The organism is Camelimonas abortus (assembly GCF_042432745.1).
GTDB lineage: Bacteria > Pseudomonadota > Alphaproteobacteria > Rhizobiales > Beijerinckiaceae > Camelimonas > Camelimonas abortus.
On record NZ_JBHLWR010000006.1, the window covers coordinates 2,811,579 to 2,837,353 of the forward strand.

The following is a 25,775-nucleotide window of genomic DNA, read 5'->3' on the forward strand; positions in this document are numbered from 1 at the left end:
CTCGCGCCGGGGCCGGAGGCGTGGCTGCGCCGCGCCGGTCTCCGCACGGAACGGGGGCGGGATGAGCGATCATCCCGCCCCCTGCCTTTTCCGCCGCCCGGGCCGTGACGACGCCCGACGGCGCCGTCATCGGCGTCGCGGCCTGCCGCGCGGGCGTGGCTGCGGCCGCGGCGGGGGCGTGAACGTCTCCGCGCCCAGCGGCAGCTCGCGGTTGTGGGGGCCCATCTCGTCCAGGGTGGGCTTGCGCGCCCGGCCGGGCGGCAGGTTCGCCGCCGGACCGTAACGTCCTTCGCCGGCAAAGGATCCCGCCTCCGCCGCGATGTCGGCCTGGCGCGCGAGCGGATCGCCGGCGACCGCCAGCTCCGTCGCCTGCAGCCGGCGGATCTCGTCGCGCAGGCGCGCGGCGGTTTCGAAGTCGAGGTCGGCGGCCGCGGCGCGCATGCGCTTCTCCAGATCGGCGATCACAGCCTGCAGGTTGTGGCCCACCTGCGCCGCCTCCTGCGTCAGGCCGGCGTCCACCGTCACCCGGTCGCGTTCGTAAACGCTCTCCAGAATGTCGGCGATGTTCCGGCGCACGCTCTGCGGCGTGATGCCGTTGGCGGCGTTCCACGCCAGCTGCTTCTCGCGGCGGCGGCGCGTCTCGTCGAGCGCCCGCTGCATGGAGCCGGTGATCTGGTCGGCGTAGAGGATCACCCGCCCGTCCACATTGCGGGCGGCGCGGCCGATGGTCTGGATCAGCGAGGTTTCCGAGCGCAGGAAGCCCTCCTTGTCGGCGTCGAGAATGGCCACGAGGCCGCATTCGGGAATGTCGAGGCCTTCGCGCAGCAGGTTGATGCCCACCAGCGCGTCAAAGGCGCCGAGACGCAGGTCGCGGATGATCTCGATGCGCTCCAGCGTGTCGATGTCCGAGTGCATGTAGCGCACGCGCACGCCGTTCTCGTGCAGGTATTCGGTGAGGTCCTCCGCCATGCGCTTGGTGAGCACGGTGAGCAGCGTGCGGTGGCCCTGCGCCGCCGTGGCGCGGATCTCGCCGAGCACGTCGTCCACCTGGGCGCGGGCCGGGCGCACCTCCACCGGCGGGTCGACCAGGCCGGTGGGCCGGATCACCTGCTCCACGAAGACGCCGCCGCTCCGCTCAAGCTCCCAGGCGCCGGGCGTGGCCGAAACATGGATGGTCTGCGGCCGCATGGCGTCCCATTCCTCAAAGCGCAGCGGCCGGTTGTCGAGGCAGGACGGCAGGCGGAAACCATATTCGGCAAGCGTCGCCTTGCGGCGGAAGTCGCCCCGGTACATGGCGCCGATCTGCGGGATGGTGACGTGACTTTCGTCGACGAAAACGATGGCGTTATCCGGCAAATATTCAAAGAGCGTCGGCGGCGGCTCGCCTGGCCTGCGCCCGGTCAGGTAACGCGAATAGTTCTCGATGCCGGCGCAGGAGCCGGTGGCCTCCAGCATCTCCATGTCAAACATGGTGCGCTGCTCCAGCCGCTGCGCCTCCAGATAGCGCCCGGCGCGGTTCAGCTGGTCGAGGCGCTGCTTCAGCTCCTCCCGGATGCCCTTGATGGCCTGGCTGAGCGTCGGCTTCGGCGTCACATAGTGCGAATTGGCGTAGACCTTCACGAAGGAGAGGTCGGCGGTCTTCGCGCCGGTGAGCGGATCGAATTCGGAGATGGAGTCGATCTCGTCGCCGAACAGGCTGATGCGCCAGGCGCGGTCCTCCATGTGGGCCGGGAACAGCTCGATGACGTCGCCGCGCACCCGGAACGCGCCGCGCACGAAATCCGCCTGCACCCGCCGGTACTGCAGCGCCACCAGATCGGCCAGCAGCTGGCGCTGCTCGATACGCTCGCCCACCTTCAGCGAGAAGGTCATGGCGGTGTAGGTCTCAACCGAGCCAATGCCGTAGATGCACGACACCGAGGCGACGATGATCACGTCGTCGCGCTCCAGCAGGGCGCGGGTGGCGGCGTGGCGCATCCGGTCGATCTGCTCGTTCACCGAGCTTTCTTTTTCGATATAGGTGTCGGAGCGCGGCACATAGGCTTCAGGCTGGTAATAATCGTAGTACGATACGAAATATTCGACCGCGTTGTCGGGAAAGAACGCCTTGAACTCCCCGTAAAGCTGCGCCGCCAGGGTCTTGTTGTGGGCCAGGATCAGCGCCGGGCGCTGGGTGCGCTGGATCACCTGGGCCATGGTGAAGGTCTTGCCCGAGCCGGTGACGCCCAGCAGCACCTGGTCGCGCTCGCCGCGGCTGAGGCCCTCCACCAGCGCCTCGATGGCCTCCGGCTGGTCGCCGGCGGGCTCGAACTGCGACTGCAGGCGGAAGGGCACGCCGCCTTCCGACTTTTCCGGCCGCGGCGGCCGGTGCGGCGTCCACGGCCGGTCGCCCAGGTGCGGATCGCCATGGGCCAGCAGGTCTTCCAGCGCCTGGCGCGTCGCCGACGCGCCGGGGGTGGCCGCCTCGCCGGCGCTGTCGTCAGGATCGGCGGCGACATTGCCCTGGCGCACGCGGCGCGGGGCGGCGCCCAGGATCTCGTCGCGGGTGAGGGCGCCGTCGGCCTCGCCCCATTTGCGGGCGCGCCGTCCCTTCGCCGGCGCGGCGCCCGCAGCGTCAAACGGCGCCTGCGGCGCCTCGCCGAAGCCGCCGTCCGCCGCCGCGCCGCGCTCCTTCGCGGCGCGCGCCTGCTTCAGGCCGGCGCGGTCGCTGGCCGCCGGGCCGGGGCCGGCCCGGCCGCGGTTGAGCGCCGGGTTCAGCAGCTCGGCCAGATGTTCGTCCAGCGGCAGCAGCTCGGGCCGCGCCGCGCGTGAACGGGGCGCGCGCGGCGCGCGGCGTCCGCCGGCGGGCGCGGCCTGTTCGGGCCCGTGATCTCCGGGCGGCTTGGGGGGCTTTCTCGGCATGACCACAATATGGGGCGAAACCGCGCCGCCGCCAAACCGCGCCGCCGCCGAACCGCCTGCCTGGGGCGCCGCCGCGCCGGCGTTCAGCGCCCGTCGAGAATGCGCACGGTCTCCACGCCGACGCGGCACAGCCAGGCGATGCGGCGGGTCACCTCCCGCCGGTCCACGGCGGCGTCGGAGCCGGCCGCGGCGGCTTCGGCCTTCCAGCCGGCGAACTCCATGTCCAGCAGCGCCGTCCCGCCCACCGCATGCCGCCACGCCGCCGGCGGCACGTTGCACAGGGTGACCACCGCGTCGAGGCGGATGACGCCGTAGTCGCGCTGCGGCCGCAGCAGCAGCCGCGGCGCGCCCCGCAGCCCGGCGACGGCCGGATCCATGTCAACGCGCACCACCGGCCATGGCCTGGGCTCGCCGCCATGCAGCGCCAGCAGCCGCGCGCCGGCGTCGCGCAGGCGCTCCGCCCGGCTGGCGATGGCGGCGTGCAGGTCCTCCATGTCGCGCAGGGCGTCCAGCGCGCCGGCCAGCGCGTGCAGCGCGCCATAGACGCCGGCCGGATCCTCCGCAGCCAGCGGCGAGGTCGCCGCCAGGGCGCGGCGGATGACGTCAGGCCGCTGCTGCGGCGCGAGGCCGCGGGCCGCGAAGGCGGTGAGGGCGGCGCGGGCCAGCGCCGCGGGGGCGGCGGCGCCGGCTGGCGGAGTGGCGGGATCTGCGACGCTCGCGCTCATGGGTCCTTCCCCTGGGCTGCCTGCCTTCTGGTTCCTTGCTCCGGGAGCCCTGCCGGAGGCTGTCGCGGCGGACCGGCGGCTCCGCCCGGGTCCCGGACGGCGCCGGGCCGGCCGCCACGCGGACGGACGCGGCCCTTGCGCCCGGCGGCGGATGTCCGTTACGCCTGTGGCACCATAAGGCGCCTGGCGCGGCGGGCGAAGCGGGCGCGGCCGCGCGGACCCCCCGCCGCGGTGGAAACGCCGCCGCGGCGCGCCGCAAACACGGGACGACAGCACATGGAGCAGGCCACCCGGCTGCGCTGCAACATCTGCGGCGGCGAGGAGTTCACCGACATGCCGGGGCGGCCGAAGGTGCGCTGCGCCGGCTGCGGCTCGCTGGAGCGCACGCGCGTGTGCGCCCTGCGCCTGCAGGGCGACCTGAAGCCGCGGCCCGGGGCCAGCGTGCTGCATTTCGCCCCGGAGCGGGGACTGTCGCAGCTCCTGCGACGGATTTCCGGCGCCTATCGCGCCGTCGACATCGCCCCGGAGAACTATCCGGGCCTTGGCGTCGAGAAATTCGACCTGTGCCGCGACGTCTTTGACCTGCCGGAATCCGCCTATGACGTGATCGTGCTCAATCACGTGCTTGAGCATATTGAATGCAATTATTCGGCGGTGCTGTTGCGGCTGGCCCGTTCGCTCACCGATGACGGGGTGATGCTGTTCTCCGTGCCGGTGGAGGGGGAGGAGTTCCGCGACGCCATCGCCCTGGGCACGCTGGAGGAGAAGGCCGCCCGCTTCGGCGCCTTCCGTCACTACCGCAATTTCGGCCGCGCCTTCATCGCCGAGACTCTCGGCATGCTGTTCCGCCTGCCGGAGCGCTACGACCTGACCCGTCATGTGCCGGAGGAGAAGCTGGTGGAGGCGGCCATCCGGCCGCATCACTGGCGCAAGATCACCGGCGCCACGGTGTTCGCGGTGCGCAAGGCCGACGCGCGGGTGTGAAGAGGGGGGTGTAAGGAGGGGGTAACGGGCGGAGACGGCCCGTCGGGCGCGCCGCCTGCTGGTCCGCCGCCCTCATGAACGCGGCGCAATGAACGCGGCGCAGTCGCCGGGCGCGCGTCCCCCGCCCCGTGCGCGCCGCTCCGGCGTTTGCGGTCGCGCGGGCGCACGCGCGCTCAGCGCACCACGGTGACGGCGGCGCCGTCGTTGCGGGCCACCTGCGGCCCCTTGGTGGCCACCCCGTAAGGGGCGACGGCCGCGGCCAGAACGGTGGCGGCGACCAGGGTGGTCACCAGCGCCAGCGAAAAGCGGAACTGGCGGCGCGCCTCGGCGCGGCTCACTTCGCTGACGCTGAAGCCGCCGGCGTCGCGGGCGGCGCGAAATTCCTCGATACGGATGGGGTCACTGGCGTTCATGGCGATGACTCCGGTTGCGGCGCGGATGCATCGTTCCGTTCCCGCGTACTGGCCATCTTGCCGGGGCCGGGCGGAGAATCGGTGCGGTTGCGCACATGAGTGGTCTGGGGGCGCGATCCGGTTCACGCCGTGCGGCGATTTTTTCCGGCGGGGCGCCTCGCCCGTGCGGCGCCGTGCCGGCGCCGCGGGTGATGTCGTTCGCAGGGTAAACGGCGGGGGCGGCGAAGTTGTTCCGCGCCTGCGCCGGGCGCAGGGCCCGTGGACGCGGGCGGCGCTTGCATGCGGCGGTCAGCGGGCGTAGATCAGGCCGCCTGCTCCCGCCCTTCGCGGGCGCCGTTCCAGCTGACTGTTTAAGGAGATCAGTCGTGGCTTTCCTTTCCGACGCTCTCGGCCGCATGAAGCCTTCCGCCACGATCGTGGTGACGCAAAAAGCGCGCGACCTGAAAGCGCAGGGTCGCGACGTGATCTCGCTGTCGGTGGGCGAGCCGGACTTCGACACGCCCGAGCACATCAAGCGCGCCGCCGTCGCCGCCATCGGGCGCAACGAGACCCGTTATCCGCCGGTGCCGGGCATCATGCCGCTGCGCGAGGCGATCGTGCGCAAGTTCCGCCGCGAGAACGGCCTTGAGTACAAGGTGTCCCAGACCATCGTCGGCACCGGCGGCAAGCAGATCCTGTTCAACGCGCTGATGGCCACCATCAACCCTGGCGACGAGGTGATCATCCCCACCCCGTACTGGGTGTCCTATCCGGAGATGGTGGCGCTGTGCGGCGGCGCGCCGGTGTTCGCCGAGACGACCCTGGAGAACAGCTTCAAGCTGCAGCCGGAGGAGCTGGAGCGCGCCATCACCCCGAAGACCAAGTGGGTGATCCTGAACTCGCCGTCCAACCCGTCGGGCGCCGCCTACAGCCATGACGAGATGAAGAAGCTCACCGACGTGCTGCTTCGCCATCCGCATGTCTGGGTGATGACCGACGACATGTACGAGCACCTGGTCTACGGCGACTTCCGGTTCGTCACTCCGGCCCAGGTGGAGCCGCAGCTCTACGACCGCACCCTCACGGTGAACGGCGTCTCCAAGGCCTACGCCATGACCGGCTGGCGCATTGGCTACGCCGCCGGCCCGGAGAAGCTCATCAAGGCCATGGACACGCTGCAGGGCCAGCAGACCTCGGGCGCGTGCACCATCGCCCAGTGGGCGGCCGTCGAGGCGCTGGACGGTCCTCAGGACCATCTGGCCACTTTCCGCAAGGCGTTCCAGGAGCGGCGCGACCTCGTGGTGTCGATGCTCAACCAGGCGCCGCACCTGCAGTGCCCGACGCCGGAGGGCGCGTTCTACGTCTATCCGTCCTGCGCCGGCGCCATTGGCCGCAAGACGCCGGACGGCAAGGTGATCAACACCGACGAGGACTTCGTCACCGCCCTGCTCGAGGCGGAAGGCGTGGCTGTGGTGCATGGCTCGGCCTTCGGTCTCGGCCCCAACTTCCGCGTCTCCTACGCAGCTTCCAGCGCGGTGCTGGAGGAGGCCTGCACGCGCATCCAGCGATTCTGCGCCTCGCTGCGCTGAGGCCCCGCGGCGGCGGCGCGCCGTCGCCCGCCCGGCCGTCGCCTGTCCATGCCAGAGGCCGCCCCCTCCGGGGCGGCCTTTTTTCTTGTCGCCGTTTTCCCGCGCCGCCCCCCGGAGGCGGGGCCGCCGTTATGCTTTGGTCTGATCGACCCTGCCGGCGCCCGGAGCTAGGCTGCTTCTCCGGAATGGCCGGCGCGACGCCCCGAGGGGGCCGCTCCGGCGCCAGAACAGAACTGCGGACGGCGGCGTGACATCGGGAGAGGGCGGAGATGGCGGAGGCGACGGTTGCTTCATTGCGGGAGCGTCCATGGCTGGCTCACTATCCGCCCGGGGCGCCGGCGGACATCGACGCGGCCGCTGTCGGCACGCTCGTCGACCTGTTCCACGACAGCGTCGCGACCTTCGCGCAACGCCCCGCCTATGAGTGCTTCGGCAGCCGCATCACCTTCGCGGACCTGAAGCGCGAGGCTGAAGCCTTCGCCAGCTGGCTGCAGCAGGCCGGCGTGCGCAAGGGCGACCGCGTCGCCCTGATGCTGCCCAACGTGCTCGCCTATCCGCCGGCCATGTTCGGCGCGCTGCTGGCCGGCGCCGTGGTGGTCAACGTCAATCCGCTGTACACGCCGCGCGAGCTGGAGCACCAGCTGAACGACTCCGGCGCGCGCGTGCTGGTGGTGCTGGAGAATTTCGCCGCCACCGTGCAGCAGGCCCTGCCGCGGATCCAGCTGGACCACGTCGTGGTGGCCAGTCCCGGCGACCTTATGGGGCTGAAGGGCGTGGTGGTGAACCTCGTCTCGCGCCACCTGCGCAAGGCGGTTCCGGCGTGGAGCATCCCCGGCGCCGTCCGTTTCGCCGCGGCCCTGGCGAAGGGCCGGGCCCGCCCGCCGGCGCCGGTGGCGGTGAGCCCCGGCGATCTCGCCTTCCTGCAATACACCGGCGGCACGACCGGCGTCTCCAAGGGCGCCATGCTCAGCCACCACAACGTCGCCTGCAACGTCGTCCAGGCCGAGGCCTGGTTCAACTCCGGCGGCCCGCCGGAGCCCGATCCGGTGATGGTGACGGCGCTGCCGCTCTACCACATCTTCGCGCTCACGGTGTGCTGCCTGTTCATGCTCAGGACCGGCGGCTGCGCCCTGCTGGTCACAAATCCGCGCGATATCGACGGCTTCGTGAAAATTCTCAAGGGCGCGCGCTTCACACGCATGTCCGGCGTCAACACGCTGTACAACGCCCTGGTCAACCACCCGGCCATCCGCGAGGTGGACTTCTCGCGCCTCGCCTATTCGGTCTCCGGCGGCATGGCCACCCAGGCCGCGGTGGCGAAGCGCTGGAAGGAGATCACCGGCTCGCCCATCCTGGAAGGCTACGGCCTGTCCGAAACCTCGCCCATCGTCACCGCCAATCCGCCGACGCTCGCCGAATTCTCCGGCTCCATCGGATTTCCGGCGCCGTCCACCTGGGTCTCGATCCGCGACGCCAACAACCAGGAGCTGCCGCCTGGCGAGCCCGGCGAGCTGTGCGTGAAGGGCCCGCAGGTGATGCAGGGTTACTGGAAGCGCCCGGACGAGACGGCGAAGGTGATGACGCCCGACGGCTATTTCCGCACCGGCGACATCGCCGTGATGCTGCCCGACGGCCAGTTCCGCATCGTCGACAGGGCCAAGGACATGATCCTGGTCTCCGGCTTCAACGTCTATCCCAACGAAATCGAGGACGTGCTGGCCTCGCACCCCGGCGTGCTGGAGGCGGCGGTGATCGGCGCGCCGGATCCGGTCACGGGCGAGCGGGTGGTGGCCCATGTGGTGCGCCGCGATCCCTCCCTGACCGAAGAGGCGCTGAAGGCCTTCGCCCGCGAGAACCTCACCGCCTACAAGGCGCCGAAGCAGATCGTGTTCCGCGACGAGCTGCCCAAGACCAACGTCGGCAAGGTGCTGCGCCGCGCCCTGCGCGAGGGCGGCTGACGCGTGCGCGCCGCCCGGGGCCGGCGCGGGGGGAGCAGGGGGGCGGAGCGGGCGACCGCGCCGCCCTTTGTTCGCCGGCCTGTCCGTCGCCCCGGGTCCTCGGAACCTGCGGTCCGCGCCGCGCGTCCGCCCGCGACGCTGCCTTGCGGGGAGGCGCGAAAGTATTTTTGCCGTCAGGAACGGTCCTGTCCGCGTTTAATACTTCAGGCGCACGCGCTGCGGCCGGCGCGCCCGGTGCCGGCGGAGCGGCGGCGATTCCTGCGACATTTCCCGTATCATGTCCCGTATCAGGCCGATCCTCCGGAGGCGGCGCCGCCTTAACGCCGTAACGGAACGGCGCGACGCACAAAAAAGGTCGGGTTTCACCTGGAAACCCGACCAAGAGTTGTTCCGCTAGCGGCGGAACACTTCCAGAGGGGAACGGTGAAAACTGTGCTCAACGCCGGGAGGCGGTGCGGAGCACTGCTTTCATCCACATGCCATTCTGGCGCCTGGCCCGCATTTGGCAAGGGCGGCGGGCGTCATGTCTGCCATGCGTGACTGGCATGTAATCACGGAATCGCGAGCGTCCCTGCAGAAAAACGTCCGTTTAGTCCAGGAATTACATTCATGGCGCGGCCAGTTGCGTGCGCAGGACATGCGAGGCGCGCATGTAATCCCGCAGCGGCGTGAGCGGCCGCGGCCGGCGGGGCGCCGGCGGGGCGCGGGCCGCGCCGGGCCGCTTCAGTAGGCCCAGCGCTGCGCCTTGCTGATGAGGAAGTCGCGGAACACCTGCACGCGCGCCACCGACTTCATCTCCTCCGGATAGACCAGATAGGAGTCGAGGGCAGGCAGCTCGTTGGCGGGCAGCACCTGCACGAGGCCCGAAGTTGGCTCCACCAGATAGTCCGGCAGCACGGCGATGCCGATGCCCATGTCAACGGCGCGCTTCAGGGCGGTGATGTTGTTGATCACCATGTGATAGGGGCGCGGGTCCTTGGGGTCGCGCCCGGCGGTGGCCAGATAGTGGGCCGAGACGAGGAAGGGCGGCACCGAGCCGCCGTAACAGAGGATGCGGTGGCGGTCAATGTCCTCCACGGTCTCGGGCAGGCCGTGCCGCTTGGCGTATTCCTGCGAGGCGTAAATGTGGAAGTGCACGGTGAACAGCCGGCGCTGGATCAGGTCGGCCTGCACCGGCTGGCGCAGGCGCAGGGCGATGTCCGCCTCGCGCATGGAGAGGTCGAGCTCCTCGTCGGTGAGGATGAGCTCGATGCGGATGTCCGGATAGAGGTCGAGGAACTCGCCGAGCCGCGGCGTCAGCCAGGCGGAGCCGAGACCGAGGGTGGTCGTGACCTTGAGCTCGCCGGAGGGGCGCTCGCGCGAGTCGGTGAGCCGCGCCCGCGTGGCGTCGAGGCGCATGGTCATCTCGCGCGCGGTGCGGAACAGCAGCTCGCCCTGCTCGGTGAGGATGAGGCCGCGCGCGTGGCGGTGAAACAGCGGTGCCTTCAGCTCCCGCTCCAGGGCGCTGACCTGGCGGCTCACCGCCGACTGGCTCAGCCCCAGCTCGTCGCCGGCGCGGGTGAAGCTGCCGGCTTCGGCCACGGTATAGAAGATCCTGATCTTGTCCCAGTCCATGATGGCGTTCCCGTTCCCTCAAGACGCCGGCGCGCCGTCATTATGTCCGCCGAGGCGGCTGCGCGTTCCGGCCTGCATGGCGCGCCGCGGCGCGACATGGCCATGCGCGACGCGAAACGCTGCGCATGAATGTGATGGCGCGTCCTGCGTCGCGCCAGGGTCCCGCCGCGCGCGAGCGCGCCGCGGGGGCGTTCACGGCGCCGCGGCCGGGGCCGGGGTCGTCCCGGCGGCCTCCTGCGCGGCCAGCCAGCGCTCCGCCTCCAGCGCGGCCATGCAGCCCATGCCCGCGGCCGTCACCGCCTGGCGGAACACGTCGTCGGCGACGTCGCCGGCCGCGAACACGCCGGGCACGCTGGTGGCGGTGGAATCCGGCGCGGTCCAGATATAGCCGCCGGGCTTCATCCGCAGCTGGCCCTCAAACAGCCCGCTCGCCGGCTTGTGGCCGATGGCGATGAACACGCCGTCCGCCGGCTCCTCGCTGACCGCGCCCGTGCGGACGTTGCGCAGCCTCACATGGGTGACGGCCGGCGGGTTCTGGCCGCCGCAGATCTCCTCCACCACCGTGTCCCACATCACGCTGATCTTCGGATGGGCGAACAGCCGCTCCTGCAGGATGCGCTCGGCGCGCAGGCTGTCGCGGCGGTGCGCCAGCGTCACATGGGCGGCGATGCCCGCCAGATACAGCGCCTCCTCGACCGCGGTGTTGCCGCCGCCCACCACGATCACCTTGCGGTCGCGGAAGAAGAAGCCGTCGCAGGTGGCGCAGGCGGAGACGCCAAAGCCCTGGAAGGCCTGCTCCGAAGGCAGGCCCAGCCACTGCGCCTGGGCGCCGGTGGCGATCACCAGCGCGTCGCAGGAGTAGACGTCGCCGCTGTCGCAGGTCACCGTGAACGGCCGCCGCGACAGGTCCACGGCGGTGACGTAATCGGAGACCAGCGCGGCGCCCACGTGCTCCGCCTGGGAGCGCATCTGCTCCATCAGCCACGGCCCCTGCACCGGTTCGGCGAAGCCGGGGTAGTTCTCCACGTCGGTGGTGATGGTGAGCTGGCCGCCCTGCTGGTAGCCGGTGATCAGCACAGGCTTCATCATGGCGCGGGCGGCGTAGATGGCCGTGGTGTAGCCCGCCGGTCCCGAGCCGATGATCAGAAGTCTGGTGTGTCGTGTCGCCATGGCTGCGTCTGACGTGTCCTCATGTCCGCCGGGCCCTTGCCGCAGGCCGCAGGGCGGCGCTGCGGCGCGGCCGCCGCTCAGGTGTTCTGGCGGCGAACGCCGCCGCGCGCAAGATGACCGCCGGGATAACCGGTGAAACCGCCGGCGGCCGCGCCCGCGAGGCTCCGCCGGACCGGCGCCGCGCCGCGACGCGACGTCACTGCGGGTCGCCAGGGCCGTCGCCGCGCGCGCGACGCCGCTGCAGAATCGCCTGCATGATTGCGTCAGCGATCAGCGGCGTCGAGTTTAGGGGGGGGTATGCGCTCCCTGCAAGCGTTCCGGTGAATTCGTGCGCTATCCCCAGCGCTTTCAGCCCGTCCAGCAGATGGCGGGTGCGGGCGTCGTCCGGCGAGGGGGAGAAGGTCAGCACCGGCCGGCCGGTCGCCGCCGCCTCGCCGGTCATGTTCATGGAATCGGTGGTCACCACCACCGCGTCGGCCAGCGCCATCATGGCCACGTAGGGATTTTCGCCGGCGCCGTCCCAGAAATAGCCGCCGCGCCGGCGGACGATGTCCCGCGCCGCCCCGGCCAGCGCCGGCGGCGTGCGGCGCGAGGGGGTGATCATCAGCGCGGCGCCCTCCGCGGCGAGCCGATCCAGCCGCGCCGCCAGCGTCGCGATCGCCTCCGGCGGGAAATGGTGGCGGCGGCTGTCGCCGCCGAGCAGCACCGCCACGCGCGGCGCCGGCAGCGCGGCGAGCTCCGGCGGCGGCATGGCCCGCGCCGCGGCGAGGCGCTCCGCCGAGAGCCGGTGCGGCGGCGTCAGCGTGACCAGCACGTTGGGGCCGCGCAGGCGGTCATGTTCGGGCGCCCAGATGAAGTCGGCCGCGCCTGGGCCGGTGCGCGGATCCTTCAGGAACACCGTGAAGACGCGCCCGCCGGAATGGCGGCGGATGGCGCGCAGATAGGCCACGGACCGCCGGCCGGAGGCCACCACGAGATCAGGAAACGGGCCGGCGATGGGGCTGCCGGGCCGCCCCGGCGCCTCGGCCGGGCTGATGGGCCCCCACGGCATGAACCACACGAACGGCGGCCGGGGGCTGACGCGGCGGATCTCCGGCGTCAGGCCAAGGGCCTCGATCACCGCGACGCACTGCAGCTCGTCTCCGGCCTTGCCGTCGCTCAACGCCCATGCCGAGCGGAGGCCAGCCGCATTCGCAACGCCCATGCCGTCGCCCATGCCTGTTGTCGCGCCTGCCCGGGGGTACAGGCGGCGCCGGGGGGTGTCAACCGGCCGCCACGGCCGCCGGCGGGCGCGGATCCGGACGCCGCCGGGTCACTTCCCCCCGAGAAAGCGGGCGCTCCAGGCGGCGTAGGATTCCGCCAGCCGGGTGAGACGCGCGAAATCCGCCTCCACCCCCGGCTCGCCCTGGTAGGGCTGCGCCGGAACCGACACCGTCACCGGAAAGCGCTGGCGCACGGCGCCATCCGGCGCGACCACCAGGGTCTCGCCGTCCATATGGTCTTCCAGCACGCCGGTGGTGGCGGTGGGCGCGGCGTCGCGCGGCGCCTCCGGGGAGATGTTCACCCGGGTGACGCGCACCACCAGCGCCGGCGCGCCAGGGGCGTCCGGGGTCACCGTCACCCGTCTGGCCAGTTCGCCGGCGACGATCGCGCGCAGGCGCTCGCCCGTGGGCGGATAGAGCTCGGGGCCGAGGGGGGAGGTGTCGACGCGGATGGCGGCGAAGCGCGGCGCGCCGTCCGCGCCGGCTGCGGACGCGTCCTGCGCCCGGGAGGCGGGAAGCAGCGCGCCGGAGGTCAGCGCGCCAATGGCGAGAGCGCCTGCGACGCCGGCGAGCGCGGACGTCCGCAGACGGAAGGCTGGCGGAATGGACATGGTGTTCCCTGGGAAATCTGCGCCCGCGTCGGGCGGCGCACCATCTGCCCCGGAGATAGGTAGCGGCCGGCGGCCGTCGCGTGCGCCAGCGCACGTCAGGCGCGCCGGCGGCGGGAGGGGACAGGCGGCCGGGGACGCGCCGCCGTGACGGCATGTGCGGCGCGACCTGCGCCTGCAAACAAAAGCCCGCCCGGGCGGCGCCGGGCGGGCCGTGTCGCGGAGCGCGGCGGGCGGCGCCGTCAGCGGTAGACGATCTCGACGATCTCGTAGGTGCGGCCGCCGCCGGGGGCGTTGACCTCGATGGTGTCGCCGACGCCCTTGCCGATCAGCGCCCGGGCGATGGGCGACTTGATCGACACCCGGCCCTGGGAGACGTCCGCCTCGGGCTCGCCGACGATCTGGTAGGTCTTCTCCTCCTCGGTCTCCTCGTCGACCAGCGTCACCGTGGCGCCGAACTTCACCCGGTCGCCGCTCATCCGGGACGGGTCGATCACCTCCGCGCGCGAGATCAGGCCCTCGAGTTCGAGGATGCGGCCCTCGTTGAGGCTCTGCGCTTCCTTGGCGGCGTGGTATTCGGCGTTCTCCGACAGGTCGCCGAGCGCGCGCGCCTCGGCGATCGCCGTGATGATCCGCTGGCGTTCCACCTGCTGGCGATGCTTCAGCTCCTGTTCGAGCGCGGCATAGCCTCTGGTCGTGATTGGAACCTTTTCCATCAATCCACCCGTTGGTAGCGGTCGGGCCCGCGACGCGGCGGGCCCTTTGCGTGGCCCGGCGGGCGCCGCGGCCATGAATCGTGACTGTCCTGGCGCCGTGTGACGCCGCTGCTGGCCTGGGCGTCAGCGCCAGCCCCCGCCCCGGGCGACGGAGGAGCGCCGGGGGCAGGCGACAAGCATACGCCCCGACCATGCCGGGCGGGGCGCAGAACCATTGCTCAGGAATCCTGCGGACAGAGTGCCCCGGACCGGCCCGCGCTTCAAGCCCCTGGTCCGGACGGCCGGCTTCGCCGCAGCGCCGCCGCTGTCCGGACGCAGGCGGAGCCGGCCCAAACGCCGGCGAGGGCGTCAGCAGGTCGCAGGCGCGGGGCGCCGGGGCTTCCCCGCTTTCCCCAGGGAGGGGCGCCGCCGGAGCGCGCCGGCGGCGGCCTGCCCGGCCCGTCAGCCGCGGCGGAGCTTCAGCTGAAGTACTCCTGCAGCGAGCGCACCTTCAGGTCGCCGCTGCGGTAGGCCTTGATGCCCTCCGCCGAGGCGATGGCGCCGGCGAGGGTGGTGTAATAGGGCACCTTGGCCAGCAGGGCGGCGCGGCGCAGCGAGCGCGAGTCGCGCAGCGCCTGGGCGCCTTCCGTGGTGTTGAACACCAGCTGGATCTCGCCGTTCTTGATGGCGTCCACCACGTGCGGGCGCCCCTCCAGCACCTTGTTGATGCGGGAGCACGGCACGCCGTGGGCGGCGAGGAACCGCTGGGTGCCGGAGGTGGCGGTGACCTTGAAGCCCATCTCCACCAGCAGGCGCATGGTGGGCAGGATGCGCTCCTTGTCGTCGTCGCGCACCGAGACGAACACCGTGCCGGAGGTGGGCACCGAGGTGCCGCCGCCGAGCTGGCTCTTGGCGAAGGCAACGCCGAAGTCGGTGTCGAGGCCCATCACCTCGCCGGTGGAGCGCATCTCCGGACCGAGCACGATGTCCACGCCCGGGAAGCGGGCGAAGGGGAACACCGACTCCTTCACGCCGATGTGCTTCAGCTCGCGCTTCTTCAGGCCGAAGTCGGCGAGCTTCTCGCCGGCCATCACCCGCGCCGCGATCTTGGCGATCGGCGTGCCGATCACCTTGGCCACGAACGGCACCGTGCGCGAGGCGCGCGGGTTGACCTCGAGCAGGTAGATCACGCCGTCCTTGATGGCGAACTGCACGTTCATGAGTCCGCCGACATGGAGGTTCTTCGCCAGCAGCGCCGTCTGGCGCTCCAGCTCGGCGATGGTCGCCGGCGACAGCGAGCGCGGCGGCAGCGAGCAGGCGCTGTCGCCGGAGTGGATGCCCGCCTCCTCGATGTGCTCCATGATGCCGCACACGAACACGTCCTCGCCGTCGGCGAGGGCGTCGACGTCCACCTCCACCGCGTCGGAGAGGTAGCTGTCGAACAGCAGGGCGTTCTTGCCGAGCAGGGTGTTGATCTGGCCGGTCTTGTCGTTGGGGTAGCGGGCGCGGATCTCCTGCGGCACCAGCTCGGGCAGGGTGCCGAACAGGTAGTCGTCCAGCTGCGACTCGTCGCGCAGGATGGCCATGGCGCGGCCGCCCAGCACGTAGGAGGGGCGCACCACCAGCGGGAAGCCGAGCTCGGAGGCCACCAGCCGCGCCTGCTCCACCGAATAGGCGATGCCGTTGTCCGGCTGCTTCAGGCCGAGCCTGTCGAGCAGGCGCTTGAAGCGGTCGCGGTCCTCGGCGAGGTCGATCATGTCCGGCGAGGTGCCGAGGATCGGGACGCCGGCCTGCTCCAGGGCGTTGGCCAGCTTCAGCGGCGTCTGGCCGCCGAACTGCACGATGACGCCGTGCAGCGCGCCCCTGCTGCGCTCCAGCTCGAGGATCTCGGTCACGTCCTCGGCGGTCAGCGGCTCGAAATAGAGGCGGTCCGAGGTGTCATAGTCGGTGGAGACGGTCTCCGGGTTGCAGTTGACCATGATGGTCTCGTACCCGGCCTCCTCCAGCGCGAAGGCGGCGTGGCAGCAGCAGTAGTCGAACTCGATGCCCTGGCCGATTCGGTTGGGGCCGCCGCCCAGAATCGCCACCTTCCTGCGGTCGCTCGGGGCGGCCTCGCACACCGGCGCGCCGCCGAACGGGGCGGCGTAGGTGGAGTACATGTAGGCGGTGGGAGAGGCGAACTCGGCGGCGCAGGTGTCGATGCGCTTGTACACCGGCCGCACGCCCAGCTCGCGGCGCCGCTTCGTCACCTCGGCCTCGGTGAGGCCGGCGAGGATGGCGAGGCGGGCGTCGGAGAAGCCCATGGCCTTGAGCTTGCGGAAGGCACCCGGCGTGGCGGGCAGGCCGTGGGCGCGCACCCGCGCCTCCATGTCGACGATGCCCCTGATCTGGGCGATGAACCACGGATCGATCTTGCAGGCGTCGTGGATGGTCTTCTCGTCGAAGCCGAGGCGCAGCGCCTGGGCCACCACCAGCAGGCGGTCCGGCGTCGGCGTGCCGAGGGCGGCGCGCACCGCGTTCTTGTCGTCGCCTTCGCCAAGGCCGGGGATCTGGATCTCGTTGAGGCCGCTGAGGCCCGTCTCCAGCGAGCGCAGCGCTTTCTGCAGGCTTTCCTGGAAGGTGCGGCCGATGGCCATGGCCTCGCCCACCGACTTCATGGCGGTGGTGAGGGTGTTGTCGGCGCCCGGGAACTTCTCGAAGGCGAAACGCGGGATCTTGGTGACCACGTAGTCGATGGCCGGCTCGAACGAGGCCGGGGTTGCGCCGCCGGTGATGTCGTTGGCGATCTCGTCGAGGGTGTAGCCCACGGCCAGGCGCGCGGCGACCTTGGCGATGGGGAAGCCGGTGGCCTTCGACGCCAGCGCCGAGGAGCGCGACACGCGCGGGTTCATCTCGATGACGATCATGCGGCCGTTGGCCGGGTTCACGGCGAACTGCACGTTGGAGCCGCCGGTCTCGACGCCGATCTCGCGCAGCACCGCGATCGAGGCGTCGCGCATGATCTGGTATTCCTTGTCGGTGAGCGTCAGCGCCGGGGCGACGGTGATCGAATCGCCGGTGTGCACGCCCATCGGGTCGATGTTCTCGATGGAGCAGACGATGATGCAGTTGTCCGCACGGTCGCGGACCACCTCCATCTCGTACTCCTTCCAGCCGAGCACGCTCTCCTCCACCAGCACCTCGCTGGTGGGCGAGGCGTCGAGGCCGCGCTCCACGATGTCGATGAACTCGGCCTTGTTGTAGGCGATGCCGCCTCCGGTGCCGCCCAGGGTGAAGGAGGGGCGGATGATGGCCGGCAGGCCGATGTCCTCCAGCGCCTCCAGCGCCGCGGCCAGCGACTTGACGTGGTGGGACTTGGGCGTCTCGAGGCCGATTTTCTTCATCGCCTCGCGGAAGCGCTCGCGGTCCTCGGCCTTGTCGATGGCGTCGGCGGTGGCGCCGATCATCTCCACGTCGAACTTCTCCAGCACGCCCATGCGCTGCAGCGAGAGGGCGCAGTTCAGCGCCGTCTGGCCGCCCATGGTGGGCAGCAGGGCGAAGCCGCCCGGAACCACGTGGCGCTCCTTCTCGATGATCTTCGCCACGACCTCGGGCGTGATCGGCTCGATGTAGGTGGCGTGCGCCAGATCCGGGTCCGTCATGATGGTCGCCGGATTGGAGTTCACCAGAACGATGCGGTAGCCCTCTTCCTTCAGCGCCTTGCATGCCTGCGTTCCCGAATAGTCGAACTCGCAGGCCTGCCCGATGACGATGGGGCCGGCGCCGATGATCAGGATCGTGGAGATGTCAGTGCGTTTGGGCATCGGGTCCGCTTTGTCAGCCTGGCGGGCGGCCGCCGGACGGCGCCGCGTCGCCATACGTGGAGGCGACCGCCTGCGTGCGCGCCGGCCGGGGAAACCGGCGCGCGCGGCGTGGCGGTCGTGCGTCTGATCCCTGGCCTCGCGCACAAAAAAAGGCCGCTACGTCGACAGCCGCCGTGTGATGCGTCCTTGCTGGTGCGCCGCAGGGCTGGATGGCGGCTGCTGCAAGCGCCGGGCCCGGGATCGAGTTCGTTTAAACGATATCCGCGTGGTAGGGAAGGCCCGACGCGCCGCCCGCGCGGCGCCCTTTCGCCGGGCCGTGCGGCCCTGCGCGACGTTTCCTCTGAAATTTTTCAGGCGCATACGGTTGCATCCGCCGAAATTGCTGCGAAAAGTGCCTGGATGACGCGCCTTTGCGACGCGGCGGCTTCACCATGTCGCAGCGTGGGGCCGCCGGGGCGGCGGGCGCGTCTCACGTGGAGGGCGGAGAGCATGACCGAAACACAGAAGCCGGCGGGCGGAGCGGGCGTTCCGGATTTTGACGGGCTGCGCAGGCGGCTGCGCGACAGGTGGGGCTGGCTGCTGGCCCTGGGAATTCTGCTCACCGTGCTGGGCGTGATCGGCTTCGTGATGCTGCCGGGCCTCACCCTGGTGACGGTGTGGTGGTTCGGCGCGCTGCTGATGATCGGCGGCGGCGCCCAGATCGTCGACGCGTTCAGCGAAAAGACCTGGGGCTCCTTCGCCCTGCACCTGCTCATCGCCGTGCTCTACATCATCGCCGGCGGCGTGCTGGTCATCAATCCGGCGCTGGGGGCGCTGTCGATCACGCTGGTCATCGCCGCGGCGCTGGTGGCGGTGGGCGTGCTGCGCATCATCATGGGCTTCCAGGCGCGGCCGGCGCCCGGCTGGGCGCTGGCGGCGGTGTCCGGCGTGCTGTCTATCATCCTCGGCGTGATGATCTTCGCCGAGTGGCCGGCCTCGGGCGTGTGGGTGCTGGGCCTGTTCGTGGCCATCGAGCTGGTGTCGCAGGGGGTGGCCTTCATCGCCCTGGCGCTGGCCGCCCGCAAGGCCTGACGGCGCCTGGCCGTCATCCCCAAAACGACGCCGCCGGCGCGGGCCCCGCGCCGGCGGCGTTCTGTTGCGTAGCGTTCGCTGCCCGTCGCGGCCGGCGCCTCACCCCTGCCTGCGGGCGCGCTCGCCGTCGATCATGGCGAGGAAGCGGTCGAACAGGTAGTGGCTGTCCTGCGGGCCGGGCGACGCCTCCGGATGGTGCTGCACCGAGAAGGCCGGCCGGTCGGTGACGGCGATGCCGCAGTTGGAGCCGTCGAACAGCGAGCGGTGGGTTTCCTTTACGTTCGGCGGCAGCGAGGCCGGATCGACGGCGAAGCCGTGGTTCATGGAGACGATCTCGACCTTCTTCGTCTCCAGATCCTGCACCGGATGGTTGGCGCCGTGATGACCCTGGGTCATCTTCACCGTCCTGCCGCCGAGGGCGATGGCCAGCATCTGGTGGCCGAGGCAGATGCCGAAGGTGGGCACGCGCCGCTCGACGAGGCCGGCGATGACCGGCGCCGCCCACTCGCAGGTGGCGGCCGGGTCGCCCGGGCCGTTGGAGATGAACACGCCGTCGGGCTTCAGGGCGAGGATCTCCTCCAGCGAGGCGCGGCCCGGAACCACCGTCACCTTGCAGCCGCGGTCGGCGAACAGGCGCAGGATGTTGCGCTTCACGCCGAAGTCCATGGCGACGATGTGATATTTGTGCTGTTCGGGCCGGCCGTAGCCGGAGCCGAGGGTCCACACGCCCTCGGTCCATTCCATGCGCTGGGCGGCGCTGACCTCGCCGGTGAGGTCAAGGCCGGCCATGGAGGGCAGGGCCGCGGCCTCGCGCTTCAGCGCCTCCACGTCGAACCGGCCGTCCGGCGCGTGGACGAGGATGGCGTTCTGCATGCCGCGCTCGCGCGTCATGGCGGCGAGGGCGCGGGTGTCCACGCCGGCGATGCCCACCACGCCGCGCGCCTTCAGCCAGTCGTTGAGGTGGCGCGAGGCGCGCCAGTTGGCCGGCCCGGTGATGTCGGCGTGCACCACCACGCCCACCGCGCCGGCGCCCGAGGCGGCGTTCAGCGCCTCGATGTCCTCGTCGTTGACGCCGACATTGCCGATGTGCGGAAATGTGAAGGTGATGATCTGGCCGGCGTAGGAAGGATCGGTGATGATCTCCTCATAACCGGTCATGGCGGTGTTGAAGCAGACCTCGCCCGCGCGCTTGCCTTCGGCGCCGATGCCAGAACCTTCGATGACGGTTCCGTCCGCGAGAACCAGCAGCGCGGTGGCCGTGGGTTCGCTCCAGCCTGCCGGCTGCTGCGTGCTGTCTTGAAGCATGGTCGCCATTGTCCTAAGTCCGGGGTTTCCTGCGGCGCGCGCCGGCCGCATCCGTCGCCGCCGGCCGTGGCGGGCCCGGCGCGGCCCGGGGCGCGCCGGCGGCGTCATCACATTACGCGGACACTTAGGGTGAGCGTCCGCGGCCGTCAACGATCACGGCTCAACCAGCGGAGAGACGAACATGTTGCGCGAGGCTTTCGCCACCGCCCAGAAAGAGGCCATGCGCGCCGGCGACAAGGCCAGGCTGGCGGCCGTGCGCCTCATTATCGCAGCGGTGAAGGACCAGGACATCGCCGCGCGCGGCGAGGGGCGCGACCAGCTCCAGGACCAGGAGATTCTCGCCCTGCTGCAAAAGATGGTGAAGCAGCGGCGCGAATCCGCCGACATCTACGCGAAGGCCGGCCGCGACGATCTGGCCGCCGCCGAGCGCGCCGAAATCGCCGTGCTGGAGAGCTTCATGCCGGCGCAGATGGACGCCGCCGCCATCGAGCAGGCGGTGAAGGCCGCCATCGCCGAGGTCGGCGCCGCCTCCATGAAGGACATGGGCAAGGTGGTGGCCGCCCTGAAGGCCCGATACGCCGGCCAGATGAACTTCGCCGAGGCCAGCGCCGTGGTGAAGGCCGCCCTCGGCGGCTGAGCAGCGCCGGCGCGCGGGCCTGGCCCGCGTCGCCGGCGGCCGCCCGGACCCGGCCCGTGGCGTGGGCGCGGGCGGCGCCTATAATGCGACGGGAACGACCGAGTCCGCGCCGCCATGGCGCGGACGCTGCTTTCGCGACAGGCCGATGCGTTTTCCACCGTCCGTTCTGGATGAAATCAGGGCGCGCCTGCCGGTCTCGGCGGTGGTGGGCCGGCGCGTGCGCCTCACGCGGGCCGGGCGCGAATGGAAGGGGCTGTCGCCCTTCAACGCCGAAAAGACCCCGTCCTTCTTCGTCAACGACGACAAGCAGCGCTATTTCGATTTCTCCTCCGGGCGCAACGGCGACATCTTCACCTTCGTCATGGAGACGGAGGGCCTCACCTTCGCCGAGGCGGTGGAGCGCCTCGCCGCCGAGGCCGGGGTGACGCTGCCGCGCGAAACGCCCGGGGAGGCGCGCCGCGAGCGCCGCCGCCAGGGCCTGCATGAGGTGGTGGAGCTGGCCGCCCGCTGGTTCGAGGAGGAGCTGGCTTCGCCGCGCGGCGCCCGGGCGCGCGCCTATCTGGACGGGCGCGGCGTGGGGCCGGAGGCGCGCCGCCGCTTCCGCATCGGCTACGCCCCCGCCGGCCGCCACGAGCTGCAGAACGCCCTCGCCGCGAAGGGCGTCTCCGTCGAGCTGATGGTCGAGGCCGGGCTGCTGGTCGCCGGCGCCGACATCCCCGCGCCCTACGACCGTTTCCGCGACCGGGTGATCTTTCCCATCTGCGACCCGCGCGGCCGGCCGGTGGCGTTCGGCGGGCGGGCCATGGCGCCGGACGTGCAGCCCAAATATCTGAACTCGCCCGAGACGCCGCTGTTTCACAAGGGCGCGCTGCTCTACAACCTGCATCACGCCCGCAAGGCGCTGCACGGCGCCGCCGCCCGGGGCCCCGCCGCCATTTACGTGGTGGAGGGTTATGTCGACGTCATCGCCCTCGACATGGCCGGCCTGCCCCAGGCGGTGGCCCCGCTGGGCACGGCGCTCACCGCCGACCAGCTGGCCCTGCTGTGGCGCTCGGCCGACACGGTGTCGCTGTGCTTTGACGGCGACGGCGCCGGGCGGCGCGCCGCCTTCCGCGCCCTCGACGTGGCCCTGCCGCTGCTGGTTCCGGGCAAGAGCGTCAGCTTCGTGCTGCTGCCGGAAGGGCAGGACCCGGACGACCTGCTGCGCCATGGCGGGCCGGAGGCGGTGCGGACCGCCCTCGGCGCCGCCATGCCGATGATCGACATGCTGTGGGCGCGCGAGACCGCGGGGCTGGCCCTCGACACCCCCGAGGGCCGCGCCACGCTGGAGCACCGCCTGCGCGAGGCGGCGGCGCGCATCCGCGACGAAACCCTGCGCCGGCACTATCGCGCCGAGATCGGGGCGCGGGTGGCGGCGCTGACGCCCTCCGCCCCCCGTGGCGGCCGACGCGAGGGCTGGCCGGCGCAGGCCGGGCGCGGAGCGGGACGGGGCGGGCCGTCGCGCGCCGGCGGGCGCGGGGCCGCGGCGCCCGGCGCGGCGCTGCCCGCCGGCGCCGCCCTGGCCGGCGCAGCCGAATATCCGCGCGAGATGCTGATCGTGGCGCTGCTCGTCGCCCATCCGGCCCTGCTGGCGGATTTCGGCGAGCAGCTCGCCGGCGTGGAGTTCCGCGGCCCGGAGGCGCGCCGCGCCGCCCGGGCGCTGCTCGACTGCCTGGCGCGGCCGGACGTCGACCCGGCCGATCCGGCGGCGCTGCGCGCGGCGGTGCGCGCCGCCGGCCTGGCGGAGCGTCTGCCCGCCCTCAGCCGGCGCATGGCGGCGGGCGCCGCATGGGCGCTGGCGGAGGACGCCGCCATGCCCGCCGTAACCGAAATGCTGCGCCAGGCCATGACCTTGCAAAGCCGCGCCGGCGCCCTACATAACGAGCTGGCCGCCGCGCAGCAGGCCTTCGCCGAAGAGCAGACCGAAGCGAACTTCAGCTGGCTGTGCGACGTGAAAATGAGGCTGGACAGTCTGGAGGGAGCCGAAGCCCGGTCCGACGACTGGGACCGGAACTGAGCCATGACGGCGCCCTGGCGACGGCGGACCGCGCGCCCCATGCGGGCGCCGCCCCCCCCGGGCGCAAGGCGGCCCAGGCAGCAGGAGCCGCGCGACGCGCGGGCGCGCCGGATTAACCATCCCGGGCCGGATTAACCATCCGGGAAGGCGTTCGCGCCATGCTGCGGGCGCCGCGCGCGGGCGTGGTCCGCCGCTGGCGATTGTGCGTCATACGTCGCCATCTGGTAAAATTGCCGGATAGCAGCCAGCGCCTGATTCGACATTTGCCGCCGGCCGGCGCATGAACGTCCGTCGTCCGTTGCGGAACGCGGGTGGCGTCGCGCGTCGCGCGGGCGGAAGGACTGGCGGGGAGCGGGGAAAGCGGGCTGGTTCGCGACGGTCGGGCCGGCGCGGATTTTTTCGCTGTCCGGGGGGCGGGGCTGTCCGGGGCAGGACCTGCGGCCGGCTCCAGGAGACCGGCTGCCGGCTCCGGCGAAGCGGCGCGCGGCCGGACCTTCGGGCGGCGCTGCGGGCGAAGCATGAATCGCTCGCGATTGTGTCCCGAACGGGGCGTGATCGCAAGAATGGCGGAAAGGGGGGGCGGCGGCCGGCGCCGTCCGCTGTTGTCCTGCCGTGCGGCATGGCGCGTACGGCCCGGCGGCGCGGGAGGATGGCGGCGGGCGCCCTGCGGGCAGGGCGACGCCGCGCCTGTGGAAGACGAGCCGCCGGAACGTGCGTCGGGCCGTTCCGGAACCGGACGGAGGCGCCGCCGCGGCGGGCCTCCCGTGGAGCGAATGACGGCGGCCGGCCCGTCGGGCCCGGCCGGGGGACGGCGTCGCCGCCGTCCCGTCAGGGAAATGTCCGGCGTTCCCGCCTCCCGGGAGCGCCGGAGCTGCGTCTGGCGCCGCGCGCCGGACGGATCACAGTGGAGCTTGAGCGAATGGCGACAAAAGCGACGGAACGGGAAGACGCCCCGGACGCGGCCGAAACCCAGACCGACGGCCCTCTCCTCGACCTGACGGACGCCGGCGTGCGCCGGATGATCAAGCTCGCCAGGAAGCGCGGCTACGTCACCTATGAAGAGCTCAACGAGGTGCTGCCGTCCGAGGAGTTCAGCTCCGAGCAGATCGAGGACGTACTCTCGCAGCTCTCCGAAATGGGCATCAACGTCATCGACTCCGAGGAGACCGACGAGGCCGCCGAGGCCGAGGCCGATGACGAGGAGGCGGAGGGCGGCGAGCTGGCCGAGGCGGCGCCGCGCGCCGTGGCGGTGAGCTCCGCCTCCACGCGCGAGCCGGGCGAGCGCACCGACGATCCGGTGCGCATGTACCTGCGCGAGATGGGCTCGGTGGAGCTGCTGTCGCGCGAGGGCGAAATCGCCATCGCCAAGCGCATCGAGGCCGGCCGCGAGGCGATGATCGCAGGCCTGTGCGAGAGCCCGCTCACCTTCCAGGCCATCATCATCTGGCGCGACGAGCTGGTGGAGGGCAAGGTTCTCCTGCGCGACATCATTGATCTTGAGGCCACCTACGCCGGTCCCGACGGCGGCCGCGGCGCCGCCGTGGGCGAGGCGTCCGACGACGAGGCCGCCGAGCCCGGCGACGATGACGACGACATGGAGAACAACCTCTCCCTGTCCGCCATGGAGGCCGAGATCAAGCCGAAGGTGCTCGAGACCTTCGACCGCATCGCCGACAATTACAAGCGCCTGCGCCGCCTGCAGGACCAGGACATCGAGAACCGCCTGCAGAGCCTGCGCCTGACCCCGGCCCAGGAGCGCAAGTACCGCAAGCTGAAGGACGAGATCGTCGCTGACGTGAAGTCCCTCTCGCTCAACCCCAACCGCATCGAGGCGCTGGTCGAGCAGCTCTACGACATCAACAAGCGCCTGATCGGCATGGAGAGCCGCCTGATGCGCCTGGCCGAGAGCCATGGCGTGTCGCGCGAGGACTTCCTGAAGCAGTACCAGGGGGCGGAGCTTGATCCCAAGTGGATCCTGCGCGTCTCCAAGCTGGGCACCAGGGGCTGGAAGAACTTCGTGGCGGCGGAGAAGGAGCAGATCCGCGCCATCCGCCAGGAGATCCAGAATCTCGCGGCGGAGACCGGGCTGGAGATCTCCGAGTTCCGCAAGATCGTGATGATGGTGCAGAAGGGCGAGCGCGAGGCACGCCAGGCGAAGAAGGAGATGATCGAGGCCAACCTGCGCCTCGTGATCTCCATCGCCAAGAAATACACCAATCGCGGCCTGCAGTTCCTCGACCTGATCCAGGAGGGCAACATCGGCCTGATGAAGGCGGTCGACAAGTTCGAGTACCGCCGCGGCTACAAGTTCTCCACCTACGCCACCTGGTGGATCCGGCAGGCGATCACCCGTTCGATCGCCGACCAGGCCCGCACCATCCGCATCCCGGTGCACATGATCGAGACGATCAACAAGATCGTCCGCACCTCGCGCCAGATGCTGCACGAGATCGGCCGCGAGCCGACTCCGGAGGAGCTGGCCGAAAAGCTGGCCATGCCGCTGGAAAAGGTGCGCAAGGTGCTAAAGATCGCCAAGGAGCCGATCTCCCTCGAGACGCCGATCGGCGACGAGGAGGACAGCCACCTCGGCGACTTCATCGAGGACAAGAACGCCATCCTGCCGATCGACGCGGCCATCCAGTCCAACCTGCGCGAAACCACCACGCGGGTGCTGGCCTCGCTGACGCCGCGCGAGGAGCGCGTGCTGCGCATGCGCTTCGGCATCGGCATGAACACCGACCACACCCTGGAGGAGGTCGGCCAGCAGTTCTCGGTGACCCGCGAGCGCATCCGCCAGATCGAGGCCAAGGCGCTGCGCAAGCTCAAGCACCCGAGCCGCTCGCGCAAGCTGCGCAGCTTCCTCGACAACTGAGCCTGCGTCCGCACTGTCCGCCCCGCGCGCCGGGGCCGGCGCCAGCCGCGCCGGCCCCGGCGCGCTTTTTCTCCCAACTGGCGCTTTTTCCTGTGGCGGCCTGCGGCCACATTTGGCGCGACGCTTGTGCTTG

General features: G+C 71.3%; 17 protein-coding genes. 7 read left to right on the forward strand and 10 right to left on the reverse strand.

What is annotated here, in order from left to right; translation table 11 throughout:
• Nucleotides 1-126: 126 nt before the first annotated feature.
• Nucleotides 127-2,901, reverse strand: coding sequence for an excinuclease ABC subunit UvrB (uvrB, locus tag ACFFJB_RS14485; RefSeq protein WP_376832400.1), 2,775 nt, complete (start codon nt 2,899-2,901; stop codon nt 127-129).
• A gap of 83 nt (nt 2,902-2,984) precedes the next feature.
• On the reverse strand, nt 2,985-3,626 hold the full coding sequence (locus ACFFJB_RS14490; protein WP_376832402.1) for a type ISP restriction/modification enzyme C-terminal domain-containing protein: 642 nt from the start codon (nt 3,624-3,626) through the stop codon (nt 2,985-2,987).
• A 276-nt stretch (nt 3,627-3,902) separates the two neighbouring features.
• On the opposite strand from ACFFJB_RS14490, the gene ACFFJB_RS14495 reads away from it, so the two are divergent.
• Nucleotides 3,903-4,610 (forward strand): methyltransferase domain-containing protein, encoded by a 708-nt coding sequence (locus tag ACFFJB_RS14495; RefSeq protein ID WP_376832404.1) that lies wholly within the window; start codon nt 3,903-3,905, stop codon nt 4,608-4,610.
• Between the two features lie 173 nt (nt 4,611-4,783).
• Here ACFFJB_RS14495 and ACFFJB_RS14500 read toward each other — a convergent pair whose 3' ends face one another.
• A complete protein-coding gene (locus ACFFJB_RS14500) occupies nt 4,784-5,023 on the reverse strand; it encodes a hypothetical protein (protein ID WP_376832406.1) in 240 nt (79 codons plus the stop codon).
• Between the two features lie 365 nt (nt 5,024-5,388).
• Between ACFFJB_RS14500 and ACFFJB_RS14505 the strand changes: the two genes are divergently transcribed.
• Both ACFFJB_RS14505 and ACFFJB_RS14510 read left to right on the forward strand, forming a co-directional pair.
• Nucleotides 5,389-6,591, forward strand: a complete 1,203-nt coding sequence (locus ACFFJB_RS14505) for a pyridoxal phosphate-dependent aminotransferase (RefSeq protein WP_376832408.1) — start codon at nt 5,389-5,391, stop codon at nt 6,589-6,591.
• Nucleotides 6,592-6,860: 269 nt separating this feature from the next.
• Entirely contained in the window at nt 6,861-8,549 is a 1,689-nt protein-coding gene (locus tag ACFFJB_RS14510) for an AMP-binding protein (protein WP_376832410.1), read from the forward strand.
• A 723-nt stretch (nt 8,550-9,272) separates the two neighbouring features.
• Here the strand turns inward: ACFFJB_RS14510 and ACFFJB_RS14515 are convergent.
• From ACFFJB_RS14515 to carB, 6 genes are all read right to left on the reverse strand, one after another.
• Complete coding sequence (locus ACFFJB_RS14515) at nt 9,273-10,163, reverse strand: LysR substrate-binding domain-containing protein (RefSeq protein WP_376832412.1); 891 nt, start codon at nt 10,161-10,163, stop codon at nt 9,273-9,275.
• 192 nt (nt 10,164-10,355) lie between these two features.
• On the reverse strand, nt 10,356-11,333 hold the full coding sequence (trxB, locus tag ACFFJB_RS14520) for a thioredoxin-disulfide reductase (protein WP_376832414.1): 978 nt from the start codon (nt 11,331-11,333) through the stop codon (nt 10,356-10,358).
• Nucleotides 11,334-11,529: 196 nt separating this feature from the next.
• A complete protein-coding gene (locus ACFFJB_RS14525) occupies nt 11,530-12,495 on the reverse strand; it encodes a mitochondrial fission ELM1 family protein (RefSeq protein WP_376832416.1) in 966 nt (321 codons plus the stop codon).
• Between the two features lie 150 nt (nt 12,496-12,645).
• Nucleotides 12,646-13,206, reverse strand: a complete 561-nt coding sequence (locus tag ACFFJB_RS14530) for a hypothetical protein (RefSeq protein WP_376832418.1) — start codon at nt 13,204-13,206, stop codon at nt 12,646-12,648.
• Nucleotides 13,207-13,445: 239 nt separating this feature from the next.
• Entirely contained in the window at nt 13,446-13,919 is a 474-nt protein-coding gene (greA, locus tag ACFFJB_RS14535; RefSeq protein WP_376832419.1) for a transcription elongation factor GreA, read from the reverse strand.
• A gap of 458 nt (nt 13,920-14,377) precedes the next feature.
• Nucleotides 14,378-17,701 carry a carbamoyl-phosphate synthase large subunit gene (carB, locus tag ACFFJB_RS14540; RefSeq protein WP_376832421.1) on the reverse strand — a complete coding sequence of 1,108 codons (3,324 nt, stop codon included), beginning with the start codon at nt 17,699-17,701 and terminating at the stop codon, nt 14,378-14,380.
• Nucleotides 17,702-18,190: 489 nt separating this feature from the next.
• Between carB and ACFFJB_RS14545 the strand changes: the two genes are divergently transcribed.
• Complete coding sequence (locus tag ACFFJB_RS14545) at nt 18,191-18,772, forward strand: HdeD family acid-resistance protein (protein ID WP_376832423.1); 582 nt, start codon at nt 18,191-18,193, stop codon at nt 18,770-18,772.
• Between the two features lie 99 nt (nt 18,773-18,871).
• Here ACFFJB_RS14545 and carA read toward each other — a convergent pair whose 3' ends face one another.
• Entirely contained in the window at nt 18,872-20,077 is a 1,206-nt protein-coding gene (carA, locus tag ACFFJB_RS14550; protein ID WP_376832425.1) for a glutamine-hydrolyzing carbamoyl-phosphate synthase small subunit, read from the reverse strand.
• 181 nt (nt 20,078-20,258) lie between these two features.
• Between carA and ACFFJB_RS14555 the strand changes: the two genes are divergently transcribed.
• The 3 genes from ACFFJB_RS14555 to rpoD all read left to right on the forward strand — a co-directional run bounded on the left by ACFFJB_RS14555 (nt 20,259) and on the right by rpoD (nt 25,642).
• Nucleotides 20,259-20,714: a GatB/YqeY domain-containing protein gene (locus tag ACFFJB_RS14555; protein WP_376832427.1), complete on the forward strand. Its 456-nt coding sequence runs from the start codon at nt 20,259-20,261 to the stop codon at nt 20,712-20,714.
• A gap of 145 nt (nt 20,715-20,859) precedes the next feature.
• A complete protein-coding gene (gene dnaG, locus ACFFJB_RS14560; protein ID WP_376832430.1) occupies nt 20,860-22,770 on the forward strand; it encodes a DNA primase in 1,911 nt (636 codons plus the stop codon).
• A gap of 919 nt (nt 22,771-23,689) precedes the next feature.
• A complete protein-coding gene (gene rpoD / locus ACFFJB_RS14565) occupies nt 23,690-25,642 on the forward strand; it encodes an RNA polymerase sigma factor RpoD (RefSeq protein ID WP_376832440.1) in 1,953 nt (650 codons plus the stop codon).
• The last annotated feature ends 133 nt before the right edge of the window (nt 25,643-25,775 follow it).